General features: G+C 71.6%; 17 protein-coding genes. 13 read left to right on the top strand and 4 right to left on the bottom strand.

The features are described 5' to 3' along the window. Positions 1-47 precede the first annotated feature (47 nt). The 11 genes from ACIF80_RS01825 to ACIF80_RS01775 all read left to right on the top strand — a co-directional run bounded on the left by ACIF80_RS01825 (position 48) and on the right by ACIF80_RS01775 (position 13,547). Positions 48-1,628 (top strand): S8 family peptidase, encoded by a 1,581-nt coding sequence (locus ACIF80_RS01825; RefSeq protein WP_399798091.1) that lies wholly within the window; start codon positions 48-50, stop codon positions 1,626-1,628. Positions 1,629-1,891: 263 nt separating this feature from the next. Next, entirely contained in the window at positions 1,892-3,160 is a 1,269-nt protein-coding gene (locus ACIF80_RS01820) for a DUF4190 domain-containing protein (protein ID WP_399798088.1), read from the top strand. Positions 3,161-3,307: 147 nt separating this feature from the next. After that, the gene (locus ACIF80_RS01815) at positions 3,308-4,060 is read left to right on the top strand and encodes a GntR family transcriptional regulator (RefSeq protein WP_399798085.1); all 753 of its coding nucleotides are present in this window, start codon (positions 3,308-3,310) and stop codon (positions 4,058-4,060) included. 378 nt (positions 4,061-4,438) lie between these two features. Next, positions 4,439-4,627, top strand: coding sequence for an SPOR domain-containing protein (locus tag ACIF80_RS01810; protein WP_399798083.1), 189 nt, complete (start codon positions 4,439-4,441; stop codon positions 4,625-4,627). A gap of 167 nt (positions 4,628-4,794) precedes the next feature. Next, complete coding sequence (locus ACIF80_RS01805) at positions 4,795-5,196, top strand: NUDIX domain-containing protein (protein ID WP_399798081.1); 402 nt, start codon at positions 4,795-4,797, stop codon at positions 5,194-5,196. A 199-nt stretch (positions 5,197-5,395) separates the two neighbouring features. Beyond that, the gene (locus ACIF80_RS01800) at positions 5,396-6,856 is read left to right on the top strand and encodes a nitronate monooxygenase (protein WP_399798078.1); all 1,461 of its coding nucleotides are present in this window, start codon (positions 5,396-5,398) and stop codon (positions 6,854-6,856) included. A 136-nt stretch (positions 6,857-6,992) separates the two neighbouring features. Further along, a complete protein-coding gene (locus tag ACIF80_RS01795; protein ID WP_399798075.1) occupies positions 6,993-7,445 on the top strand; it encodes an ATP-binding protein in 453 nt (150 codons plus the stop codon). A gap of 290 nt (positions 7,446-7,735) precedes the next feature. Then, positions 7,736-10,543, top strand: coding sequence for a SpoIIE family protein phosphatase (locus ACIF80_RS01790; RefSeq protein ID WP_399798074.1), 2,808 nt, complete (start codon positions 7,736-7,738; stop codon positions 10,541-10,543). 65 nt (positions 10,544-10,608) lie between these two features. After that, positions 10,609-11,202 (top strand): GNAT family N-acetyltransferase, encoded by a 594-nt coding sequence (locus ACIF80_RS01785; protein ID WP_399798071.1) that lies wholly within the window; start codon positions 10,609-10,611, stop codon positions 11,200-11,202. A gap of 145 nt (positions 11,203-11,347) precedes the next feature. After that, complete coding sequence (locus ACIF80_RS01780) at positions 11,348-12,463, top strand: hypothetical protein (protein WP_399798069.1); 1,116 nt, start codon at positions 11,348-11,350, stop codon at positions 12,461-12,463. 115 nt (positions 12,464-12,578) lie between these two features. Next, a complete protein-coding gene (locus ACIF80_RS01775; RefSeq protein ID WP_399798066.1) occupies positions 12,579-13,547 on the top strand; it encodes a class I SAM-dependent methyltransferase in 969 nt (322 codons plus the stop codon). Between the two features lie 116 nt (positions 13,548-13,663). On the opposite strand, the gene ACIF80_RS01770 is transcribed toward ACIF80_RS01775, so the two are convergent. From ACIF80_RS01770 to ACIF80_RS01755, 4 genes are all read right to left on the bottom strand, one after another. After that, entirely contained in the window at positions 13,664-14,440 is a 777-nt protein-coding gene (locus ACIF80_RS01770) for a succinate dehydrogenase/fumarate reductase iron-sulfur subunit (protein WP_399798063.1), read from the bottom strand. Further along, the gene (locus ACIF80_RS01765; RefSeq protein ID WP_399798061.1) at positions 14,437-16,365 is read right to left on the bottom strand and encodes a fumarate reductase/succinate dehydrogenase flavoprotein subunit; all 1,929 of its coding nucleotides are present in this window, start codon (positions 16,363-16,365) and stop codon (positions 14,437-14,439) included. The genes ACIF80_RS01770 and ACIF80_RS01765 overlap by 4 nt, the downstream gene beginning before the upstream one ends. Before the next feature lie 90 nt (positions 16,366-16,455). After that, the gene (locus ACIF80_RS01760; RefSeq protein ID WP_399798058.1) at positions 16,456-17,292 is read right to left on the bottom strand and encodes a hypothetical protein; all 837 of its coding nucleotides are present in this window, start codon (positions 17,290-17,292) and stop codon (positions 16,456-16,458) included. 67 nt (positions 17,293-17,359) lie between these two features. Beyond that, positions 17,360-17,653, bottom strand: coding sequence for a hypothetical protein (locus ACIF80_RS01755; RefSeq protein WP_065002018.1), 294 nt, complete (start codon positions 17,651-17,653; stop codon positions 17,360-17,362). 300 nt (positions 17,654-17,953) lie between these two features. Here ACIF80_RS01755 and ACIF80_RS01750 point away from each other — a divergent pair, with 300 nt between their 5' ends. Both ACIF80_RS01750 and typA read left to right on the top strand, forming a co-directional pair. Next, entirely contained in the window at positions 17,954-20,341 is a 2,388-nt protein-coding gene (locus tag ACIF80_RS01750) for an ABC transporter family substrate-binding protein (protein ID WP_399798055.1), read from the top strand. 179 nt (positions 20,342-20,520) lie between these two features. Further along, on the top strand, positions 20,521-22,437 hold the full coding sequence (typA, locus tag ACIF80_RS01745) for a translational GTPase TypA (protein WP_399798053.1): 1,917 nt from the start codon (positions 20,521-20,523) through the stop codon (positions 22,435-22,437). The last annotated feature ends 738 nt before the right edge of the window (positions 22,438-23,175 follow it).

Raw genomic sequence — 23,175 nt, 5'->3', positions numbered from 1 at the left:
AGCACCACCCCCACGGCAACGCACCCCGACCGAGGAGGAACCCTCACATGGCGTTGATGCGTCACCCCCACCGAAGACTGGCCACTCTCGGCGTCGCGACCAGCGCGGCGCTCATGGCGGGCCTCGTCTCCGCGCTCCCCGCCGGCGCGGCCCCGGCCGCCGCCGAAGGCCCCATCCAGTACGAGGGCGCCGCGAACGCCGTCAGCGACAGCTTCATCGTGACCCTGAGGGCGGACCGGGCGAAGTCCGGCTCCGCCGAGGGCCGCGCCGTGGCCAAGAAGTACGGCGCCGAGATCGAGCGGACCTACACCAAGGCGCTCAACGGGTACGAGATCGAGGCCTCCGAGGCCGAGGCGAAACGTCTCGCCGCCGACCCGGCCGTCGCCTCGGTGGTCCAGAACCGTACCTTCCACACCACCGCCACCCAGACCAACCCGCCCTCCTGGGGTCTGGACCGCATCGACCAGGCGAGCCTGCCGCTGAACAGCTCGTACACCTACCCGGACTCGGCCGGCCAGGGTGTGACGGCGTACATCATCGACACCGGCGTCCACATCTCGCACAGCGACTTCGGCGGCCGCGCCTCCCACGGCTACGACGCCGTCGACAACGACAACGTCGCCCAGGACGGCAACGGCCACGGCACCCACGTCGCGGGCACCGTCGCGGGCACCGCCCACGGTGTGGCCAAGAAGGCCAACATCGTCGGCGTCCGCGTGCTGAACAACGCCGGTTCCGGTACCACCGCCGGGGTCGTCGCCGGCATCGACTGGGTCGCGCGGAACGCGGTCAAGCCGGCCGTCGCCAACATGTCCCTGGGCGGTGGCGCCGACAGCGTCCTCGACACGGCCGTGCGCAACGCGGTCAACGCCGGCATCACCTTCGTCGTCGCTGCCGGCAACGAGTCCACCAACGCCTCCACCAAGTCCCCGGCCCGGGTGACCGAGGCGATCACCGTCGGCGCCACCACCTCCACCGACGCCCGCGCCAGCTACTCCAACTACGGCTCGGTCGTGGACATCTTCGCTCCGGGCTCCTCCATCACCTCCAGCTGGCACACCGGCAACACGGCCACCAACACCATCTCCGGTACGTCCATGGCGAGCCCGCACGTCGCCGGCGCGGCCGCCCTGCACCTGGCCGCCAACCCGTCGGCCACCCCCGCCCAGGTCTCCTCCGCGCTGACCTCCGCCGCCACCAGCGGTGCCGTCGGCAACCCCGGCAGCGGTTCGCCCAACCTCCTGCTGCGGGTCGGGCAGGGCGGCACCACCCCGCCGCCCACCGGTGACCGTTTCGAGAGCACCCAGAGCGTCGCCATCGCCGACAACTCCACCGTCGAGACCCCGATAACCGTCTCCGGCGTCTCCGGCAACGCGCCCTCCGACCTGGCCGTCGAGGTGGACATCACCCACACCTACATCGGCGACCTCCGGGTCCAGCTGATCGCCCCCGACGGCACGGCGTACACGCTGAAGGCGTCCGGCACCGGCGGCAGCGCGGACGACATCAGGACCACGTACACGGTCAACGCCTCCTCGGAGGCCGCGAACGGCACGTGGAAGCTGCGGGTCGCCGACACCGCGACACGGGACACGGGCCGGCTGAACGGCTGGGCCCTGCAGTTCTGATGTGACGGGGCCGGCCCGCGGGCAGGTGCCCGGCCCTCGTCTCATCCCTCGTCCTCGTGGCCGGGCTCCGGGTCGGTGATCCGGTCGTCCGCCACGGGGACGAGGCGTGTGTGCGGGAGGTGCGCCGGGCTCGGTCCGGCCCGAACAGGGGTGCCCCCACGGCCCCGCCCGGCCGCGCTTACGATGCGCGGAGCCGCATGTCGGCCCGCATCAGCGCATGCACCTCTCCGCAGCAGCACGGCAGAACCAGGAGCACGGTACTCGTGTCCATACCCCCGCCCGCCGGGCCCCGGCAGCCCGAGGGCTCCCAGGGGCAGCACCCCCAGGGCCAGTACCCCACTCCCCAGCCCCAAGAGGCGTACCCGCCACCGCAGTTCCCCCAGGGTCCGCACCATCCCCAGGGCCCGTACGGCCCTCAGGGCGCCCCCGGCCCCTACGGCCCGTACGGGTTCCGGCCCCCGCCCCCCACCAACGGTCTCGCCATCGCCTCACTCGTCTTCGGCCTCCTGTGGATCGTGCCGGTCCTCGGGCTCGTGCTGGGACTCGTCGCGCTGCGGCAGATCCGCCGGCGGGGGGAGCAGGGCCGGGGCATGGCGATCGGCGGGGCCGCGATGTCCGCCGCCGGGATGGTGGCGTGGGCGGGGATGGTCCTCTCCGGTGCCGCGGCCGGCTTCTGGGACGACCTCCAGGTGACGCGCGGCAACGAGATCTCGACCCTCGAGAAGGGCGAGTGCTTCGACTCGCCCGGCGGTCTGGTGGGCTGGGCGTCCGAGGCCGACCGGGTGCCGTGCGAGGGGGAGCACGACGGGGAGGTCTTCGGCGTCGTCCTCCTGTCCGACGGCGCCTACCCGGGCGCCGCCGACATCGGCCGGACCGCCGACGACCGGTGCTACGCCCTCCAGGACGCCTACGCCATGGACGGCTGGGCCCTGCCGGCCGACGTGGACGTGTACCACCTCACCCCGTCAAGGGACAGCTGGCGCTACGGCGACCGCGTGATCACCTGTGTGTTCGGCAACCGGGACGAGAACGCCACTCTCACCGGTTCGCTGCGCCGGGACGAGACCACGCTCGACGCGCACCAGGTGGCCTACCTGAAGAGCACGCACGTCATCAACGCGGCGCTGGAGGAGGCCCCCGAGTCGGAGTTCGTCGAGGACGACCTGCCCGGCCACAGGAAGTGGGCCCGGGAGATCGCCGGGGCGCTCGCCGAGCAGAGCGGGATGCTGCGGGAGCACGAGTGGCCCGCCGACGCCGAGGGCCCGGTGACGGATCTCGCCGGTGACCTCGAGAAGGCCGAGGCCGCGTGGGCGAAGGCCGCCGGGACCGACGACGTGGACACCTTCTACGAGCACTACGACAAGGGGTGGGAACTCATCGACCCCCAGCAGTCGGTCGCCGCACGCGAGGCGCTGGGCCTGGCCACCACCCCGCCCACGTACGACGAGGACGGGGGCGAAGGCGAGGACGGGGGCGAGGACGGGACCGGGGGCGGAGACGGCGGTGCCGATGAGGACCGTATCGAGGTGTGAGGCCCGCTATAGCGGGGAGAAAGGGCCTGCGTAAAGACCCCCTCCAAGGTCTGTCATCACATCGAGTGATTCTTTGGCCTTCACTTGCCTGGTACAACCTGCGGTTGCCACGCTGTCGCTGTCTGTACAACCTGATGGGAGCGGCCAGTGACATTCGGTGAGCAGCCGGCGTATCTGCGCGTCGCGGGTGATCTCCGTAAGAAGATCGTCGATGGTCGGCTGCCCCCGCACACCCGCCTCCCGTCCCAGGCGAGGATCCGCGAGGAGTACGGCGTCTCCGACACGGTCGCGCTGGAGGCGCGCAAGGTGCTCATGGCGGAGGGTCTCGTGGAGGGCCGCTCCGGTTCGGGGACGTACGTCCGTGAGCGGCCCGTGCCCCGGCGCGTGGCCCGTTCCGGGTTCCGTCCGGAGCGCGGCGCCACCCCGTTCCGGCAGGAGCAGGCGGACGGGGACGTGCGCGGCACCTGGGAGTCGAGCAGTGAGCAGACCGACGCCTGCGGGGCTGTCGCCGAGCGGCTCGAGGTCGAGCCGGGGAGCAGGGTGATGCGCACCCGGTACCTCTTCCGGGAGGCGGGCGAGCCGATGATGCTCTCCACTTCCTGGGAGCCGCTCGCCCTGACCGGCCGGACGCCCGTGATGCTGCCCGAGGAGGGCCCCCTCGGCGGCATGGGCGTGGTCGAGCGCATGCGTGCCATCGACGTGATCGTGGACAACGTGACCGAGGAGGTCGGCGCCCGTCCCGGCCTCGCCGAGGAACTGGTGCTGCTCGGTGGTGTCCCCGGCCATGTCGTCCTGGTCATCCAGCGCACGTACTACGCCTCGGGCCGCCCGGTCGAGACGGCCGACGTGGTGATCCCCGCCGACCGGTACCGGGTCGCCTACCACCTCCCGGTGAAGTAGCCGGACCAGCGGCCGTCACGGACCGCGACCCCGAGCCGTCGCCGACCCCGAAACACTCCCTCTGCGCCCCGTCCGGGTATCCGCTCCCCCGGACGGGCGGCGGCACATCCGGCCGGGCGCCGTACGAATTTGGCCGTTCTCGCAGGTGGCCCCCGAGTGACGGGCGTGGGGACGGCACGCCCCTGACCGGATGTGTCGAACTCGCGTACGGCGCATTCGCGGTGATGCGCCCCCTGCATATTGGCTGGTTGCGTACCTCTTTGTGTAAAGCCATATTCGCTGCGTGAAGGTAAGGCGTAGGCTCGGGCATATGCGGACTGGGGATTCCTTACCGGGTGGGGCGCGGCACGGGTCGCGGGCGGGAAGCGGAGGGGCGCGATGAACGACGGCACGGCCACGCTTCCCTGGCTCGTGGTGCGACAGGACGACAACGGCAACCGCTATCGCGTGGGCCGGTACGCGACCCGCGCCGAGGCGCAGAAGATCGCGGACAGTCTCGACGGCCGCGGGCACAGGCAGCTGTACTGGGTCGAGCGCATCGGGCGGAACGCGACCCCCGCCGACTGATCTCCCACGGGCCCGGCCGGGCAGGGGGAACCGCCTGTGTTCCCCGGCGGGCCGGCTGCCGGGTGGGAGCCGCCGGGTTCCGTGAGGGGACGCCCGGACGACTCCGGTCGTGGTCCACGCCCCGCTAAGGTCCTGCCGACCAGGTTTCCCATGGTGAAGGCGGAGTGATGTCGGTCCTGATCGACACAGTGGCGTGGGTGCGTGTGGAGGGCGGCAGGGTTCTCTGCGCGCGGCCACGGGGAAAGGACGTCTTCTACATCCCCGGCGGCAAGCGCGAGGGCGCGGAGAGCGACCTGGAGACCCTGCTGCGTGAGATCGAGGAAGAGCTGACGGTTCTGCTCGACCCGCGGACCGCTGCCCATGTGGGGACGTACGAGGCCGACGTACCCGGCCTCCCGGACGGTGCCGTCGTGCGGATGGCCTGCTACACCGCCGAATACCGGGGGGAACTGGTCCCGAGCAGCGAGATCGAGGAGGTGGCCTGGTTCTCGTACGCCGACCGGGACCGGGTGCCTCCTGTCGACCAGTCGCTCTTCGACGATCTGGCCGCTGCCGGCGAACTCGCGTAGCCCCCCGCCCCACCCCACTTCACGTAGTCACCCGCTCCCGTCCCCGCCCGAGGGCCGTACCGCCCGCTCGCGGAACCTCACGGGCACCCGGGTGTACACCCGTACCTACGGTGCCGTAAGTTACGGTACCGAAGGTTGGCTCCCGTGGTGCTGCGGCGCTGCGGGCTTGCGGCACTGCGGCGAACATGAGTGAGGGTTCATGAACGCACCCCGGACGACTTCCGAACCGCCCTGGCTGATCCAGGGAGGGATGGGTGTGGGGGTGTCCGGGTGGCGGCTCGCCCGGACCGTCGCGCGGACCGGGCAACTGGGTGTCGTCTCCGGTACGGCCCTCGAGACCCTGCTGATCCGGGGGCTGCAGTCCGGCGACCCGGAAGGGCACCTCAGGAGGGCGCTGGCGGCCTTTCCCGTACCGGAACTCGCCGGGGCGGTCCGGGACAGGTACTTCGTGGAGGGCGGGATCCGGGAAGGCGAGCGGTTCGCGGCCACGCCTCTGATGACGGCCGCCGAGACGTGCCCGTCCCGGTCGCTGACCGTCGTCGCCAACTTCTGCGAGGTGTGGCTGGCCAAGGAGGGGCACGGCGGCCCGGTCGGCGTCAACTACCTGGAGAAGGTCCAGCCGGCCACCCTCCCGGCGATGTTCGGGGCGATCCTGGCCGGCGTGGACTACGTCCTGGTCGGCGCGGGCATTCCCGCCCAGATCCCCCGGATCGCGCGCGGACTCGCCCGGCGGGAACCGGTTCTCGCACGGGTGGACGTGGAGGGCGACGACCAGCCGCACGAGCTCCGCTTCGACCCTGCCGCGATGCTGCGCGGGGCCGACCCCGGTCCGTTGCGCCGGCCCCGGGTCCTGGCCATCGTCTCGCTGCCCGCCCTGGCCGCGTATCTCAACCGCGACGAGGAGACCAGGCCGGACGGATTCGTCGTCGAGGGGCACGGCGCGGGCGGCCACAGCGCCCCGCCCCGTGGACCCCTGCGCCTGGACGAGCACGGTGACCCCGTCTACGGTCCCCGGGACACACCCGACTTCGCGAGGATGGCCGCTCTCGGTCTGCCGTTCTGGATCGGGGGCGGCCAGTGCGGACCGGAGCAGGTCCGCCGGGCCAGGGCGGTGGGCGCGACGGGTGTTCAGGTCGGCAGCGTCTTCGCGCTCTGCGAGGAGTCGGGCCTGGAGGAGGGGCTGCGGCGGGAGCTGATCGAGCGTGAACTCGCGGGCGAGCTGACGGTGCGTAATGATCCGGCGGCCTCCCCGACCTCCTTCCCGTTCAAGGTCGCCGAGCTGCCGGGCACTCTCGCCGACGCGAGAACGAGTGCCGCCCGTACCCGCGTCTGCGACCTGGGCTATCTGCGGACCCCGTACCGGACCGGCCGCGGCACCATCGGCTACCGCTGCCCGGCGGAGCCCGCCGCCGCCCATGTCCGCAAGGGCGGAACCCTCGAGGAGACGGAGGGCCGGCAGTGCCTGTGCAACGGGCTGCTCGCCGCCGTCGGGCTGGGCCAGCGCCGCCCGAGGGGAGTGGTGGAACCACCCGTCGTCACCATCGGCCAGGACCTGGGCTTCCTGCGGCACATCGCCCCGGACGGCGGTGAGTACAGCGCCGAGGCGGGGGTGCGCCGGCTGTCCGCTGGACTGGTGGAGGAAGCCTCCGCGTCCGTGTGAGCGCCGCAGCGCGGAGCGGTGGGGACGGTGGTGCGTGGTGGCGGGGCGGGGGAGCCGTCCCGCGCCACGGTGCCACGATGCGCCGCCGGGGGACGGTAACCGGCCTTGAATGCCGGGTATAGGACTATTAGTCCCCATGCGGCATGACGTGGGTCGACTCGCCGACCGGGAAGTGACGGAAGTGATCCACGTGATCGACACCGAGGGCGACCACATCACGTGGACCTTCCCCGCGGACCCGGGTGCCGTGGGCGCCGCGCGCTCCATGGTCCGGGCCCAGCTGCACGGCTGGGGCCTCGACGGCGTCGGTGACCTCGTGACCCTGCTGGTCAGCGAGCTGGTCACCAACGCCCTGCGGTACGCCACCGGTCCCATAGACGTCCGCCTGGTGCGCCCTTCCGGCCTCGACGGGATCCTGCGGGTGGAGGTCTCCGACCCGCTGCCGGAATTTCCGCACGAGCGGGTCGCCCAGCCCGGGGACGAGGGCGGACGCGGACTGCAGCTCGTCGCCCGCACCACCCGCCGCTGGGGCATCCGGCCCGGCGACGTCGGCAAGACCGTGTGGTTCGAACTCGCGGTGCCGAAGTGAGCGTTCGCCCCCGGCTGAAACGAGACGCTGTGCCGCTCCTCGCCGGTGTACGTACGGGCCGTCCCTGTCGAACGGCCGGTTCAGGCCCCTGATGGTTGTCGATGAAGGGGGTTCGATGACGTGTCCGCTGGTTAGAAGACTGGGAGTGTTCTCACAGTCCGGACCGAAAAGCATCGGGACCGTGCTGTGATCGTGAACACCGTGTTGTGCGGCGCCGTAGTGCTGGATACTGCGGGCAGCCGCCCCCGGTGACCGGTGCCGGACGCGGTGAGCTGGAGGGGACGGTTCGCGTGAGCGAGATACCAGCGAAGGCCACGGAGTCCAAGGACCCGTGGGACGGCGCGAGGGCCGAGGCCGCGGACGGCCTCTCTTCCGGCGATGCCTCGTCCGCTCACCTGTCAGCCACTGACAACTCGGCCACCGGCAGCTCGGCCACCGGCAGCTCGGCCACCGGCAGCCCGGTCACTGACGCCTCGTCCTCCGCCACTGCTTTCGACGACGGGCTGCCCGCCGGTGGCATTCCGTCGGCGGGCGGGACGTGGCAGGTCAGTCCTCCCGGCTCCATGTACGACTACATCAGGGTCGCGTCCTTCTCCATCGGCCCCGACGGACTGGTCGACCAGTGGAGCCTGCGCGCCGAGCAGATCTTCGGCATCCCGGCGGAGCGGGCCGTCGGGATGGACCCCATCGCGGCCTTCATCGACCCGGACCGGCGCGAGCAGGGCCAGCGCAAGATGGCCGAGATCCTCGACGGCCGGGAGTGGACCGGGGTCGTCCCCTTCCGGCTCCCCGGGACGGAGGAGGACGGCGAGCCCGGCGGGGAGGCCCTCGCCGAGGTCTACGTCATGCCGACGCACACCGAGGAGGGCGAGAGGGCGGCCGTCTGCATCGTCGTCGACGTGCGCACCCTGCGCAGCATCGAGACGGATCTTGCCGCTTCGCAGGCCATTTTCGGCCAGTCTCCTTTCGGGTTCCTGCTGATCGACCCCGATCTGCGGGTTCGCCGCGCCAACCAGCGGTTCGCGTCCATCTTCGGCGGTACGCCCGACGACCACCGGGGCAAGGACGTCCACGACTATCTGCCGCGCGGTGAGGCCGAGCGGGTCGACGCGACCATGCGCAGGGTGCTGGACACCGGCGAATCCATCACGGACATGCACGTCACGGGCTTCGTACCGGGCACCGAAGGGCGCCGTCACTGGTCCATCAACCTGTACCGCGTGCACAGCGGCAGCGGCCGTCCCATCGGCATCGCATGGCTGGCGACGGACATCACGGCCCGCCGGGCCGCCGCCCGCGAGGCCGCCGCTGCGCGGCGCAATCTGGCCCTGCTCAACGAGGCCGGTGCCCGGATCGGCAATTCCCTCGACCTGGAGACCACGGCCCGCGAACTCCTCGACGTCGTCGTTCCCGGCTTCTGCGACCTGGCCACCGTCGACCTCTACCAGGGACTGCTGGCCGGCGACGAGACCCCGCCGGGTCTCGCCGACGGCAGCGCGGAGGTGCGCCGTGTCGCCTTCGCCAGCGCCGTCTCCGACGCGCCGTTCAGCGTCACCGGAGAGCCCGTCAAGCTCGGTGCCGTCCACCACTACGCGTTCAACTCGCCGTGCGCGGACGCCCTGCGCACCGCCCGCCCGCGGACCGTGCCGGGCGAGGAGGGCGGGCTGGTGCGGTCCACGCTCGCCGTGCCGATGGTCGCCCACGACACGGTGGTCGGCCTCGCCCAGTTCGCCCGTACCAAGGGCAGCGAGCCGTTCGGGGACCGCGACCGCGATCTCGCCGTGGAGCTGGCCGCGCGCGCCGCCGTCTGTATCGACAACGCCCGCCTCTACCGGCGCGAGCACGAGCGCGCCCTGATACTCCAGCGGTCCCTGCTCCCGCCCGGCGACCCGGAGGCCTCCGGCCTCGACATCGCCTGCCGGTACCTGCCCGGCAGCGCGGCGACCGGCCGGGCCGGCGAGGTCGGCGGCGACTGGTTCGACGTGATCGAACTGCCCGGCCACCGCACCGCGTTGGTCGTCGGGGACGTGATGGGGCGGGGCCTGCGCGCCGCGGTGGCGATGGGTGAACTGCGCACCGCCGTCCGCACCCTGGCCCAGCTCGACCTCGAACCCGCCGAGGTCCTCTCCCAGTTGGACGAGATCGCCCGAGGCCTCGGTGCCCCCGGCGGGGTCCAGCAGGCGACCCGGGCCGCCCGCCGGCCCCGGGAGGCCGACCTCTCCGAGATCTACCTGGCGACGTGCATCTACGCCGTGTACGACTCGGTGACCAGGCGGTGCACCTTCGCCAACGCGGGCCACCTGCCACCCGTCCTGGTCGAACCCGGCGAGTCCGCACTGATGCTGGACGTGCCGCCGGGCCTGCCGCTCGGCGTCGGCGGGGAACCCTTCGAGGAGGTCGAGGTCGAACTGCCCGAGGGCGCCCTGCTCGCGCTCTACACGGACGGGCTGGTCGAGAGCCGCGACCATCCCCTCGACGAGGGACTCCAGGCCTTCGTGGGAGCCCTCACCGGCCCCGTCCGGCCGTCGGGCGACGCGCCCTACGACGCCTCGACGCCGCCGCGCGCCGACACCCGGAACCTGGAGGACGTCTGCGACCACGTCCTCAACACCCTCGACACCCACCACGGCGAGGACGACATCGCGCTGCTCATGGCCAGGGTCCAGGGGCTGCCCGCCGACTCCGTCGGCGACTGGGCCCTGCCGCGCGAACCCCGCAGCGTGGGCCGCGCCCGTGAGTACGCCCGCGCCCAGCTGCTCGCCTGGGACCTGGAACCCCTCGTCGACACCACGGAACTCCTGGTCAGCGAGCTGGTCACCAACGCCCTGCGGTACGGCGAGGGCGAGATCAGGCTCCGTCTCCTCCTCGACCGCACCCTGGTCTGCGAAGTCTGGGACGCGGGCCTGGTCCAGCCGCGCCGCCGCCGCGCCCGCGACACCGACGAGGGCGGCCGCGGCCTTCAGCTCGTCGGCCTGCTCAGCGCGGCCTGGGGCTCCCGCCGCACCCCCCGTGGCAAGACCGTCTGGTTCGAACTCCCCCTCCCCGGCGCCGACACCACGCTCACCGACCCCGCAGAAGCCCTCCTGAGCCTCTTCTGACCCCGCCCCTCCGTTCCGCCGGCCCCGCTCCGGAGCCGGGCGGCCCGTCCTCCTACCCTCGCCGTATGCACACGACTCCGACACGCCTGCCGGCCGGCACCCTCACCCTGCGGCCCTGGAGCCCGGAGGACTCGGCGGAGCTGGCCGAGCTGTACCGGGACGAGGCGCTGCGCCGCTGGACGAGCGAGGCCGTGCACGACGAGGCCGGCGCGGCGCGCTGGGTGACGGCGCAGCAGCGGGGCCGGGAGGCGGGGGACCGCTTCTCGTTCGCCGTTGAGGAGGCGCCGGAGGAGGCGCTCGAAGAGACTCCGGCGGAGACGCGGGCACCCGGCACCGCGGTGCGGCTCGTCGGCAACGTCGTCCTCAAGTACGCGGCCAGGGGCTCGGGTTCCGCCGAGGTGGGCTACTGGACCGCCGCCCGCGCGCGGGGCCGGGGAGTGGCTCCGCGCGCGCTGAGGGCGCTGACCGGCTGGGCGTTCACGGCCTTCGCCCACGAGGGCCTGACCCGCCTGGAGCTGCTGCACCAGGTCGACAACGTGGCCTCCTGCCGGGTCGCCGAGAAGGCCGGTTTCACACTGGCCGGCACCCTCCCCGCCGCGCCGCCGGCCTTCCCCCTGGACGGGCACGCGCACGTACGGCACGCGCCCACCGCCGCCTGAGCGCAACCGCGGCGTCCCCGCCCTCGTCCTCCTCCCCAAGATCAGCCGTGGGTCCGGACGGGGCCGGCGGCGGAGGGGACGCGCGATGTCACGCACGGAGCGTACGGAGCCCACGGGGCCTATGGGGCCCGGGTCCGCGGAGCCCATGGCGCCCATGGAGCCCACCGAGCCGGACGAGTCCGGACCCGACGACGCGGAGAACACCCGGCACGAGCACGAGGAGAGGGAGAGCGCAGGGAGACCGCCCCGGCGTTGGAAGCGCCGGCTCACGTGGGTCACGCTCACGGCCGTGCTCGCGGTGCTGGTGCCGTTGCTGACCGCCGGGACGGTACTGCGGGTCAACTTCACCGGCGACCCGGCCGACGGGACGTACACCCGCGGCCGCGACGCCCTCTGGCTCGGGCACGCCTGGGTCGACGGGCGGAAGAAGGACGCCGACGTCACCGCCCTCGCCCGGCAGCTCGACGGCACCGGGATACGCGACCTGTACGTCCACTCGGGTCCGCTAGAGCACGACGGAAGCCTGCCGAAGTCTGCCTACCCGCGCGCCCGTTGGCTGATCGAGTCGGTGCACCGGGAGATACCCGGCGTCCGGGTCCAGGCCTGGCTCGGCGACATCCTCGCCCCCGAACACCCCGAGGCGCTGCACCTGGAGCGCGCCGAGTCCCGCGCCGCGATCCTCCGGTCCACCCGGGAGATCCTGGACACCGGCTACGACGGCGTCCACTTCGACCTGGAGCCCCTGCACTCCGGCGACGGCGACTACCTCACGCTGCTCGACGCCCTGCACGAGGAGACGGGCTCCCGCGACGTCCCCCTGTCCGTCGCCGCCCACCAGATCGATCCGCTCCCGGGCTTCCACTCCTTCTGGGGCGCGGTCACCGGCCATCCCAAGTGGTGGTCGCAGGAGTTCTTCGGGCAGGTCGCGCGCCGCGTCGACCAGATCGCCGTCATGTCGTACGACACCATGCAGCCGCTGGAGGGCACCTACGGCGGGTACGTCGCCCAGCAGACCGCGCTCGCGCTGGAGGCCACCCCGCCCGGCACCGACCTGCTCATGGGCCTGCCCTTCTTCAAGGAGAACCGGTTCGGTCACTGGGCCCACGCCGAGACCGTCCCGGCCGCCGTCCGCGGCGTGCGGCTCGGGCTGTCCCGCGCCGACGCCGACCGGCCGGACTTCGGCGTCGCCCTCTACGTGGACTTCGCGGCGACGGAGGAGGACTGGGCCGCGTACCGGGAAGACTGGGTGAACACTCCATGACGGCAGACCGTCGGTACCGGAAGTTTTCGCGGCGGGGCGGCGATGTCCGTTGTGGGGGTCCGGTCCGCCCCCTACGGTCGGTGCCACCTCCCACCCCTGTGAGGATCACCGACCCATGCGAGCGCTACTCACCAGCAAGGTCGCCCGGCGCGCCCTGCGCCCCGTCGCCGACCTGATCGACCAGCGCATCCAGCGCCAGATCGGACGCGCCCTCGCGGACACCGCGGGCGAACCACTGCGCCAGGAACTCAGGACACTGCGCAACCGCCAGCGTCCCCTGGAGCTCTTCTTCGACGGGACGGGGCGCGGCGCGTCCCGGCTTCCCTCCGCCTCCCACCTGGAGCGGACCGTCACGGAGCTGACCGGGGTCACCGGGGAACGCGACGGCGCGGAACGCAACGTCGCCCAGGCCTTCCGGCTGCTCATCGCCCTGGAGGCGCTCGGCGTCGGCCGGATCGCCGGCGGCACCATGAACATCTGCGGCAAGCTCTCCGCCGTGCCCCTGCTCGATCCGCCGAACGACGAGATCCTCGAGATCGGCACGCTGTACGGCATGTTCGGCGCGGGCCTGATCCGGATGATGGAGCGCGCCGGACGCGATCCGAAGCTGACCATCGTCGACCCGCTCGCGGGGACGCAGCTCCAGCCCGGTACCTCCATGACCGGCGACGTCACCGGCACCCCGGTGCGCGGAGCGGCGGTGCGCGCCAATCTCGCCCTGGTCGGTGCCGCCGGTACGGCGACCCGGATCCAGCAGGGTTTCTCCGAGGACCCCGAGGTACGGGCCCTGGTCTCCGACCGTTCCTACGGTGTGATCGTCGTGGACGGCGACCACTCGGCCGCCGGTGTCGCCGCGGACCTGGAGTGGGCCGAGCGGATCGTGGCACCCGGCGGCATCGTCGTCCTGGACGACTTCGGGCACCCGAAGTGGCCGGGGATCAAGGAGGCCTTCGAGAAGCACATGGCCACCGACACCAGGCTGGCCTTCCTCGGTCAGGTGGCGCACTCCGGCTATCTGCGGGCGGCGCCCGCCCCGGCGGGAACCTCGGCGGAAACCCCGGCGGGAACCTCCGGAACCGACTGACCGGCCCCCGCTCCCCGAGCTCCACCCCTGCGACCCCGAGCCCCTGCGACCCCGGGCCCTTGAGTCCCCCGGACCCCCGCGCCCGGGGGCGCCGGGGACGTCGGGGGCCCGGGGTGTCAGGACGGCGCCGACCGGCGCCGGATCTTGTTCCCGAGCCAGACGAGCGGGTCGTACTTGCGGTCCGCCGCCCGTTCCTTCAGCGGGATCAGGGCGTTGTCCGTGATCCTGATGCCCTCGGGGCACACCTCCGTGCAGCACTTGGTGATGTTGCAGTAGCCGAGCCCGTGCTCGTCCTGCGCCGTGCGTTTGCGGTCCAGGCCGGACTCGTCGGCCGCGTCCAGCGGATGCATGTCCAGCTCCGCCACCCGCATCAGGAACCGCGGTCCGGCGAAGGCCTGCTTGTTCTCCTCGTGGTCGCGGACCACGTGGCAGGTGTCCTGGCACAGGAAGCACTCGATGCACTTGCGGAACTCCTGCGACCGCTCCACGTCCTCCTGCGTCATCCGGTACTCGCCGGGCCCGACGCCCTCCGGCGGCACGAAGGCCGGCACCTCGCGGGCCTTCGTGTAGTTGAAGCCGACGTCCGTCACCAGGTCGCGGACCACGGGGAAGGCCCGCAGCGGGGTCACGGTGATCGTCTCGTCCCGGTCGAACACCGACATCCGGGTCATGCACAGCAGCCGCGGGCGGCCGTTGATCTCGGCCGAGCACGAACCGCACTTGCCCGCCTTGCAGTTCCAGCGGACGGCGAGGTCGGGGGCCTGGGTGGCCTGGAGCCGGTGGACGATGTCGAGGACCACCTCGCCGTCGTGCACCTCGACCCGGAAGTCCTCCAGACCGCCGCCCCGTACGTCCCCGCGCCACACCTTGAAGCGGGCCTCATAGCTGCTCACTCGTACAGCTCCTCTTCGGTGAGGTACTTGACCAGCTCCTCCTTCTCGAAGAGGGCGAGCAGGTCGGGGCGGATGGGTTCGGTGGTCTCACGGGTCAGGACGATCTGGCCGCGCTCCGGGTCGGTGGCCGCGACGCCGCCCGTCGGATCGGTCATCGCGCACAGCAGGTTGACGTTGCGCCAGGAGCGTTCCATCGCGGAGTGGTCCTCGCGGGTGTGGCCGCCGCGCGACTCGGTACGCTCCAGCGCGGCCCGCGCCACACACTCGCTGACCAGCAGCATGTTCCGCAGATCCAGGGCGAGGTGCCACCCCGGGTTGAACTGCCGGTGCCCCTCGACACCGGCCCGCCGGGCGCGGGCCCGCAGCTCGGCCAGTTTCCGCAGGGCCTGCTCCATCTCGTGCTCGCGACGGATGATGCCGACCAGGTCGTTCATCGTCTGCTGGAGCTCCTGGTGCAGGGTGTACGGGTTCTCCGGGGGGCTCCCGTCCGTGTCCTCGCTCTCCGCCGAGAACGGTCGCAGGGCCTCCGCGGCGGCGGCGTCCACCTGGACGTCGTCCACCCGGGGCCGCTCCTGCCCCGCCGCGTGCTCGGCCGCGTGCCGGCCGGCCCGGCGCCCGAAGACCAGCAGGTCGGAGAGGGAGTTCCCGCCCAGCCGGTTGGAGCCGTGCATGCCGCCGGCCACCTCACCGGCCGCGAACAGCCCCGGCACCCCGCGCGTCGCCGCCGTGTCCGAGTCGACGGCGATGCCCCCCATCACGTAGTGGCAGGTGGGCCCGACCTCCATCGCCTCCGCCGTGATGTCGACGTCCGCCAGCTCCTTGAACTGGTGGTACATCGACGGCAGCCGGCGCTTGATGACCTCGGCCGGCATCCGGGTGGACACGTCCAGGAAGACCCCGCCGTGCGGGGAGCCGCGGCCCGCCTTCACCTCGGCGTTGATCGCGCGGGCGACCTCGTCGCGGGGGAGCAGTTCGGGGGGACGGCGGTTGTGGTCCGGGTCGTCGTACCAGCGGTCGCCCTCCTCCTCGGACTCGGCGTACTTCTCCTTGAAGACGTCCGGCACGTAGTCGAACATGAACCGCTTGCCCTCGGAGTTGCGCAGCACCCCGCCGTCGCCGCGCACCGACTCGGTGACCAGGATGCCCTTCACCGACGGCGGCCAGACCATGCCCGTGGGGTGGAACTGCACGAACTCCATGTTGAGCAGCGGCGCCCCGGCCAGCAGCGCCAGCGCGTGGCCGTCGCCCGTGTACTCCCACGAGTTCGACGTCACCTTGAACGACTTGCCGATGCCGCCCGTCGAGAGGACCACGGCGGGCGCCTCCAGGACGAAGAAGCGCCCGGACTCCCGTTCGTAGCCGAAGACGCCGGAGACGTGGCGGCCGTCCTTGAGCACGCGGGTGACCGTGCACTCCTGGAAGACCTTCAGCCGGGACTCGTAGTCCCCGGTCTCGCGGAAGTCCTCCTGCTGGAGGGCGACGATCTTCTGCTGGAGGGTGCGGATCAGCTCCAGGCCGGTGCGGTCGCCGACGTGCGCGAGGCGCGGGTACTCGTGGCCGCCGAAGTTGCGCTGGGAGATCCGGCCGTCCTTCGTCCGGTCGAACAGCGCGCCCCAGGTCTCCAGCTCCCACACCCGTTGCGGCGCCTCCTGGGCGTGCAGTTCGGCCATCCGCCACTGGTTGAGGAACTTCCCGCCGCGCAGGGTGTCGCGGAAGTGGACCTTCCAGTTGTCGCCGGTGTTGACGTTGGCCATGGCGGCGGCGATCCCGCCCTCGGCCATCACGGTGTGGGCCTTGCCGAACAGCGACTTGCAGATCACCGCCGTACGGGCGCCCCGCTCGCGTGCCTCGATGGCGGCGCGCAGCCCGGCGCCGCCCGCACCGACCACGACGACGTCCCATTCCTGCCGGTCGACCACGGTCATCTCAAAGGCCCCACTCGTCGGAAACCGTCATAACCTGCCAGAACTCACAGAACTCGCAACACTCGCAACACTCACAGAACGCTCGGAGGGTCAGAAGAAACGCGGATCGTCGAAGGCGCCGGACGCGACGAGATAGACGTAGAGGTCGGCGACCGCCACGCTCACCAGCGACGCCCAGGCGAGCTGCATGTGCCGGGCGTTCAGCCGCCCCACCCACTGCCACATCCGGTAGCGCACGGGATGCCGGGAGAAGTGCTTGAGCTTGCCGCCGACGATGTGCCGGCAGGAGTGGCAGGAGAGGGTGTACGCCCAGATCAGCGCGATGTTGACCAGGAAGACGAGGGTGCCGAGCCCCATGTGGCCCCACGCGTAGTGCTCGTCGCGGAAGGCGAGGACGGTGTCGTAGGACAGCACCAGGGCGACCAGGAGCGCCGCGTAGAAGAAGTACCGGTGGATGTTCTGCAGGATCAGCGGGAAGCGGGTCTCCCCGGTGTACTTCTTGTGCGGTTCGGCGACCGCGCAGGCCGGCGGGGACGCCCAGAAACCCCGGTAGTAGGCCTTGCGGTAGTAGTAGCAGGTCAGGCGGAAGCCGAGCGGGAAGATCAGGATGAGGATCGCCGGTGAGAGGCCCCACCAGCTTCCGAACAGCTCCCAGTTGGGCCCGCCGCGCATCGGCTCGCAGTTCTCGGCGAGGCACGGGGAGTAGAACGGCGAGACGTACGGCGCCGCGTAGTAGTCCGCGTTCGACAGGGCCCGCCAGGTCGAGTAGACGACGAAGGCGAGCAGACCGGCCGCGGTGGCGGCCGGGGCCAGCCACCAGCGGTCGGTCCGCAGGTGCGGAGCGGCGATCGCGGCGCGGGTACCGGTTCTCACGCCGGTACGTCGGGGTTGGGGGTCTGTGGCGGGAGGTTCCGTACCAGTGGCCACTTGTCCGCTCCGGTCGGGGTCAGGGGGGCGCGGCGGATCCTGCGAGGGGGGAGGGGAGGGGAGGAGGTCAGGGAGCGCGGCGGTCGCGCGCGCCGAGCCCCTCGTCGTCCGTGTCCACCCACAGGGACGGGTCGTACGGCGTGTCGGAGATGGTGACGAGATCGGGCCGCTGCGGTACGCCGGCCGTGGTGACGGCCGTCTCCCGGAGCAGCGCGACGCTCTCGCGCAGATGGTTGGTGTCGGACCGGACGCGGCGCATTTCCAGGCCGCCGCTGCCGAGCTGCTTCTCCAGGCGTCCCACCGACCGGATCAGGTCGTCGAGACTGCGCTGGACGGATGCCAGTTCGTCGTGCACGGACATGACTTGCCCTCACTTCTCGCGGGTCCATCAGGGTCCTTCAGGCCCAAGGCGGCAACGTTCATGCGCCTGCGAGTGTTGCGCGTCACACCTTGCGCTGTGAAGGGATGTGCATCGATTGGCCGAGGCGCATGGGTGCATCGCGCGGTGTTGTACGCCGTACGGGTGCCCTTCCGATCCATGGCCGCCGTGTCGCTCTTGGTTGCCGAACCCTTTCCTCTTCAGTGGCCGCATACATCAGATGAGATCCAAATACCAACAAAAGTGATCATAACGCCCGCAGCTTCACGGAGGTAACCAGAGATGTCCCACGACGGCGTCGGCCCGCGCGCGGTCATGCGCTCGGTCGCCTTCCTCACCGCGGGCGCGCTCGTGGTGCCCGCGCTGGCCGGATGCAGCTCCGACGACGACCCGGCCGGCCGTCCCCTCGCCGGCGGGGACATCGCCCGCGCCGACCGCGCGGGAATCGCGGACGGCGGCACCCTGCGCTGGGGCGTGGACACCGTCCCGGAGACCCTGAACGCCTTCCAGGCGGACGCCGACGCCACCACCGTCCGGATCGCCCAGGCCGTGCTGCCGTCGATGTTCCGGACGGACAGCCGGGGACGTCCGGTGCGCAACCCCGACTACCTGGAGTCCGCCGAGGTCGTCGAGACCGAGCCCAAGCAGGTCGTCCTCTACAAGCTCAACCAGCAGGCCGTCTGGAGCGACGGCCGGGAGATCGGCGCCGCCGACTTCGCCGCCCAGTGGCGCGCCCTGTCCGGCAAGGACTCCGCCTACTGGACCGCCCGCAACGCCGGCTACGACCGCATCGAGAAGATCGAGCGCGGCAAGGGCGACCTGGAGGTCAAGGTCACCTTCGGCCGGACCTACGCCGACTGGAAGTCGCTGTTCGCACCGCTGTACCCGAAGGACGTCATGGGCACCCCGGACTCCTTCAACGACGGGGCCCGCAAGAAGCTGAAGGTCACCGCCGGCCCGTTCAAGGTGAAGAAGGTCGACCGCGAGGACGACGAGGTCACCCTCACCCGCAACGCCCGCTGGTGGGGCGAACCGGCCCGGCTCTCCACGATCGTGCTGCGCGAGGTGCCCCACGACGAACGCGTCGCCGCGCTCACCGCCGGAACCCTGGACCTGGCCGAGGTCGACGCCACGGCCGCCCGCCGCATCTCCGTCGCCGCCGGCCCGCGGGGCACGAGCCCGAGCGGGAGCGCGAGCCCAGGTACGAGCGGGAGCGCGAGTGCGAGCGCGTCGGGCAGTGCGGCCGAGGACAGTACGGCCCTGATGGGCCCCGGAGCCGCAGGCCGCGGGGCCGGACGGTCCGCGTCGAAGGCCCTGCGCTCCTGGGCCGTCGCGAACGGCTCCGACGAGGAGGCCGCCGACGAGGAGGTCTCCGCCCGCGAGGAGCGGCGCGAGGCCGCCGCGGAGCTCACACGTGAGCGGCTGGCCCTCAGCGGCTTCGAGGTGCGCAAGTCGCTGGAGCCCGCCTACACCCAGCTCGCCCTCAACGGAGCCGAGGGTCCCCTCGCCGACGAACGGGTCCGCCGCGCCGTGGCCCGCGCCCTGGACCGGCGGGACCTGGCGGAAACGGTCCTGAAGCCGCTCGGCCTGCCCGCCGAGCCCGTCGGCAGCCACCTCGCGCTCGCCGGGCAGGCCGCCTACGCCGACAGCAGCGGTGCCCTCGGCGACCAGAACGCCAAGGAGGCGCGGGCCCTGCTCGCGGACGCCGGCTGGGTGCCGGGCGGCCCGGTGAAGAAGAAGGGGGAGAAGGCCGCCGGCGGGGAGGGCGAGAAAGCGGGGTCGTCCGGCGAGGACGCGGACGACGACGGCACGTACGTCGTCGGCGAGGACGACGACGGGGACGCCGAGGCCACCGGGGACCACGGTGACGCCGGGAGCGACGGCAGCAACGGCGACGACCACCTCGCCCAGGACGGCACCCAGCGCACACGGCTGAAGCGGGGCAGCGCCCCCGGCGCCTACGCCCCCCTGGGCACCGCCGCCCCGGCCCAGGCCGAGAGCGCCCCGCTCGCCAAGGACGGCAAGGCGCTCACGCTCGACTTCGTGCTCCCCTCCGGGCCCGGCTCGGAGGTCCTCGCCACCGTGGCCGACCGGATCGCGGAGATGCTGAAGCGGGTCGGTATCAGTACGGAGATCACCAAGGTCGACGACGAGAGTTATTTCACGGACCACATCGCCTCCGGGGAGTACGACCTGGCCCTCTACTCCTGGCCCGCGACCGCCTTCCCCGCCACCGACGCCCGCCCCGTCTACGCCAAGCCGGTCCCGGCCGCCGACGGCTCGCTGAACATCGGGCAGAACTACACCCGCGTCGGCACCGACCAGGTCGACCAGCTCTTCGACCAGGCCCTCGCGACGCTCGACGACGCGAAGCGCGCCGAGCTGATCCGCAAGGCGGACGCCCGCATCTGGGCGGCGGCCGGCTCCATCCCCCTCTACCAGCGCCCCCAGCTCACCGCCGCCCGCAAGGGCCTGGCCAACGTCGGCGCCTTCGGATTCCGTACCCCGGTCTACGAGGACATGGGCTATCTGAAGAAGGGCGCGCAGGGCCCGGCCCGGACACCCGGGGAGGAGAGCACCGAGCCGTCCGCCTCCGCCTCCACCTCGGAATCGGGCTCGGACTCGGACTCCGCCTCGGGCTCGGATGCGGGCTCGGATGCGGAGTCCTGATCAGTCCTGATCACCCCGCGTGACGGGTCCGAGGGGCCGGTCCGGACGAGGAGGGCGAGCCCCCGGTGCCGGGGGCCCGTACCATGGGGAGTGGCCGTGGCGTGTTCAGCCCGGCAGGGCCCGCGCACCGCAGCCGTCCGCGCAGGGCATTCCTCACCATTCCGGGAGTACGCCAACCCATGGCTTTGTCCATCCAGCGTCACGACATCCGAAACGTCGCCATCGTCGCCCACGTCGACCACGGCAAGACCACCATCGTCGACGGCATGCTCAAGCAGGCAGGCGCCTTCGCAGCCCACCAGCTCGACCAGGTCGACGAGCGCATGATGGACTCCGGCGACCTGGAACGTGAGAAGGGCATCACGATCCTCGCCAAGAACACGGCGGTGAAGTACCACCCCAAGGACGGTGGGGACCCGATCACGATCAACATCATCGACACCCCCGGCCACGCCGACTTCGGTGGCGAGGTCGAGCGGGCCCTGTCGATGGTCGACGGTGTCGTGCTGCTCGTCGACTCCTCCGAGGGGCCGCTGCCCCAGACCCGCTTCGTGCTGCGCAAGGCGCTCCAGGCGAAGCTGCCGATCATCCTGTGCATCAACAAGACGGACCGGCCGGACTCCCGTATCGACGAGGTCGTCAACGAGGCCTACGACCTGTTCCTCGACCTGGACGCCGACGAGGACCAGATCGAGTTCCCGATCGTCTACGCCTGCGGCCGTGACGGAATCGCCTCGCTGACCAAGCCGGCGGACGGCACGGTCCCGGCGGACTCGGACTCGCTCGAGCCGTTCTTCTCCACCATCCTGTCGCACATCCCGGCCCCCACCTACGACGAGGGCGCCCCGCTCCAGGCCCACGTCACCAACCTGGACGCCGACAACTTCCTCGGCCGGATCGCCCTGCTCCGCGTCCACCAGGGCGAGCTGAAGAAGGGCCAGACGGTCGCCTGGATGAAGCGCGACGGTTCCGTGCAGAACGTGCGGATCTCCGAGCTGATGATGACCGAGGCGCTCACCCGCAAGCCCGCCGAGAAGGCCGGCCCGGGTGACATCTGCGCGGTCGCCGGTATCCCGGACATCATGATCGGCGAGACCCTGGCCGACCCGGAGAACCCGGTCCCGCTGCCGCTGATCATGGTGGACGAGCCCGCGATCTCCATGACCATCGGCACCAACACCTCGCCGCTGGTCGGCCGCGGCAGCACCGGTAAGGGCGCCGACGCGAAGGCGGCCGTGAAGGACCGCAAGGTCACCGCCCGCCAGGTCAAGGACCGTCTGGACCGCGAGCTCATCGGCAACGTCTCGCTGCGCGTCCTGGACACCGGCCGCCCCGACGCCTGGGAGGTGCAGGGCCGCGGCGAGCTGGCGCTGGCGATCCTGGTCGAGCAGATGCGCCGGGAGGGCTACGAGCTCACCGTCGGCAAGCCGCAGGTCGTCACCCGCGAGATCGACGGCAAGGTGCACGAGCCCGTCGAGCGCATGACGATCGACGTGCCCGAGGAGCACATGGGCGCGGTCACCCAGGTGATGGGCATCCGCAAGGGCCGGATGGACAACATGTCGAACCACGGCTCCGGCTGGGTGCGCCTGGAGTTCGTGGTGCCCTCGCGCGGACTGATCGGCTTCCGTACCGAGTTCCTCACGCAGACCCGCGGCACCGGTATCGCCCACTCCATCCACGAGGGCCACGAGCCCTGGTTCGGACCGCTGCAGACCCGGAACAACGGCTCCCTGGTCGCCGACCGCGCCGGCGCGGTCACCGCGTTCGCGATGACCAACCTGCAGGAGCGCGGCGTGCTGTTCGTCGACCCCGGCACCGAGGTGTACGAGGGCATGATCGTCGGCGAGAACTCCCGCGCCGACGACATGGACGTCAACATCACCAAGGAGAAGAAGCTCACCAACATGCGGTCGTCCTCGGCCGACTCGTTCGAGGCGATCGTCCCGCCGCGCAAGCTGTCGCTGGAGCAGTCCCTGGAGTTCTGCCGCGACGACGAGTGCGTCGAGGTGACCCCGGAGTCCGTGCGCATCCGCAAGGTGAACCTGGACGGCCGTGAGCGCGCCCGCGCCGCGAGCCGCGCCAAGCACGGCTGACACGTCGGCCGGCCCCCGTCCCGCGCACGCGGGCAGTTACGGCACCGGGCACCCCTGAGCGCAGGGGTGCCCGGTGCCGTTCGTGCGTGCGGGGGCGGAACTCGCGCCGGGTCAGGGAGCGGGGGCACGTCGGAAGAGGCCGAAACCGGCCGGTGCCGCGTCACAGCGCGAGGTCACGGCGCGGTCCCGTGGCGAAGCGGAGCAGAAGAGGAAGGTAGGGATAACCCTCGATCCTGCCGGGAGATGCCCCTGAAGTGGGCGATGCCCACTACCCTTCTCCCGAAGCGGACGGTTGTCGCGCCGGCGTGGTCAAGTTCACGCCGATGTGCGACCCGACGGCCAATGGCCCTGCCGCCCAAGCGCGTTGAGTGCACGGAAGCCCTGTGAGGGCCATGCACGGCGGTCGCGCTACTCGCAACGGCTTTTCCTGATACCGGTGTCCGCTATACGGACAGGCACCCCCGATAGATGTGTAACAAGTCCGTTTCGCAGGGATCTCCGACGAAACCCTTTGTCCGGATTTTGGAAGATGTAGTACCTAGCTGTGATCGAACCGAGACCTCGTGGGTGTGGTTCGGTCTTGTCGCATGGCAGATAGTTAGGCGCGTAGAACTCGGCCGAACGGGTCACGCGTCATCGATGCGGGACTGCGAGCCAGGGGGCACCCGACGATCTCCGACACCAGCGACGGGCGGTGAACGAAGACATGTCGCGTGCTCCTCTTTGCGGTGAACCAGT

It is taken from the genome of Streptomyces sp. NPDC085927, from assembly GCF_044540975.1.
Taxonomy (GTDB): Bacteria; Actinomycetota; Actinomycetes; order Streptomycetales; family Streptomycetaceae; genus Streptomyces; species Streptomyces hirsutus.
Note: the sequence above shows the minus strand (reverse complement) of the source record. Positions and strands in the feature narration are given on the sequence as shown.

Excerpts from the sequence above, each read along its gene's own strand:
- ACIF80_RS01825 (WP_399798091.1), top strand. The coding sequence starts at position 48 with ATGGCGTTGATGCGTCACCCCCACCGAAGACTGGCCACTCTCGGCGTC.
- ACIF80_RS01810 (WP_399798083.1), top strand. The coding sequence starts at position 4,439 with ATGAACGACGGCACGGCCACGCTTCCCTGGCTCGTGGTGCGACAGGAC.
- ACIF80_RS01805 (WP_399798081.1), top strand. The coding sequence starts at position 4,795 with ATGTCGGTCCTGATCGACACAGTGGCGTGGGTGCGTGTGGAGGGCGGC.
- ACIF80_RS01800 (WP_399798078.1), top strand. The coding sequence starts at position 5,396 with ATGAACGCACCCCGGACGACTTCCGAACCGCCCTGGCTGATCCAGGGA.
- ACIF80_RS01795 (WP_399798075.1), top strand. The coding sequence starts at position 6,993 with ATGCGGCATGACGTGGGTCGACTCGCCGACCGGGAAGTGACGGAAGTG.
- ACIF80_RS01785 (WP_399798071.1), top strand. The coding sequence starts at position 10,609 with ATGCACACGACTCCGACACGCCTGCCGGCCGGCACCCTCACCCTGCGG.
- ACIF80_RS01780 (WP_399798069.1), top strand. The coding sequence starts at position 11,348 with ATGGCGCCCATGGAGCCCACCGAGCCGGACGAGTCCGGACCCGACGAC.
- ACIF80_RS01775 (WP_399798066.1), top strand. The coding sequence starts at position 12,579 with ATGCGAGCGCTACTCACCAGCAAGGTCGCCCGGCGCGCCCTGCGCCCC.
- ACIF80_RS01765 (WP_399798061.1), bottom strand. The coding sequence starts at position 16,365 with ATGACCGTGGTCGACCGGCAGGAATGGGACGTCGTCGTGGTCGGTGCG.
- ACIF80_RS01755 (WP_065002018.1), bottom strand. The coding sequence starts at position 17,653 with ATGTCCGTGCACGACGAACTGGCATCCGTCCAGCGCAGTCTCGACGAC.
- ACIF80_RS01750 (WP_399798055.1), top strand. The coding sequence starts at position 17,954 with ATGTCCCACGACGGCGTCGGCCCGCGCGCGGTCATGCGCTCGGTCGCC.
- typA (WP_399798053.1), top strand. The coding sequence starts at position 20,521 with ATGGCTTTGTCCATCCAGCGTCACGACATCCGAAACGTCGCCATCGTC.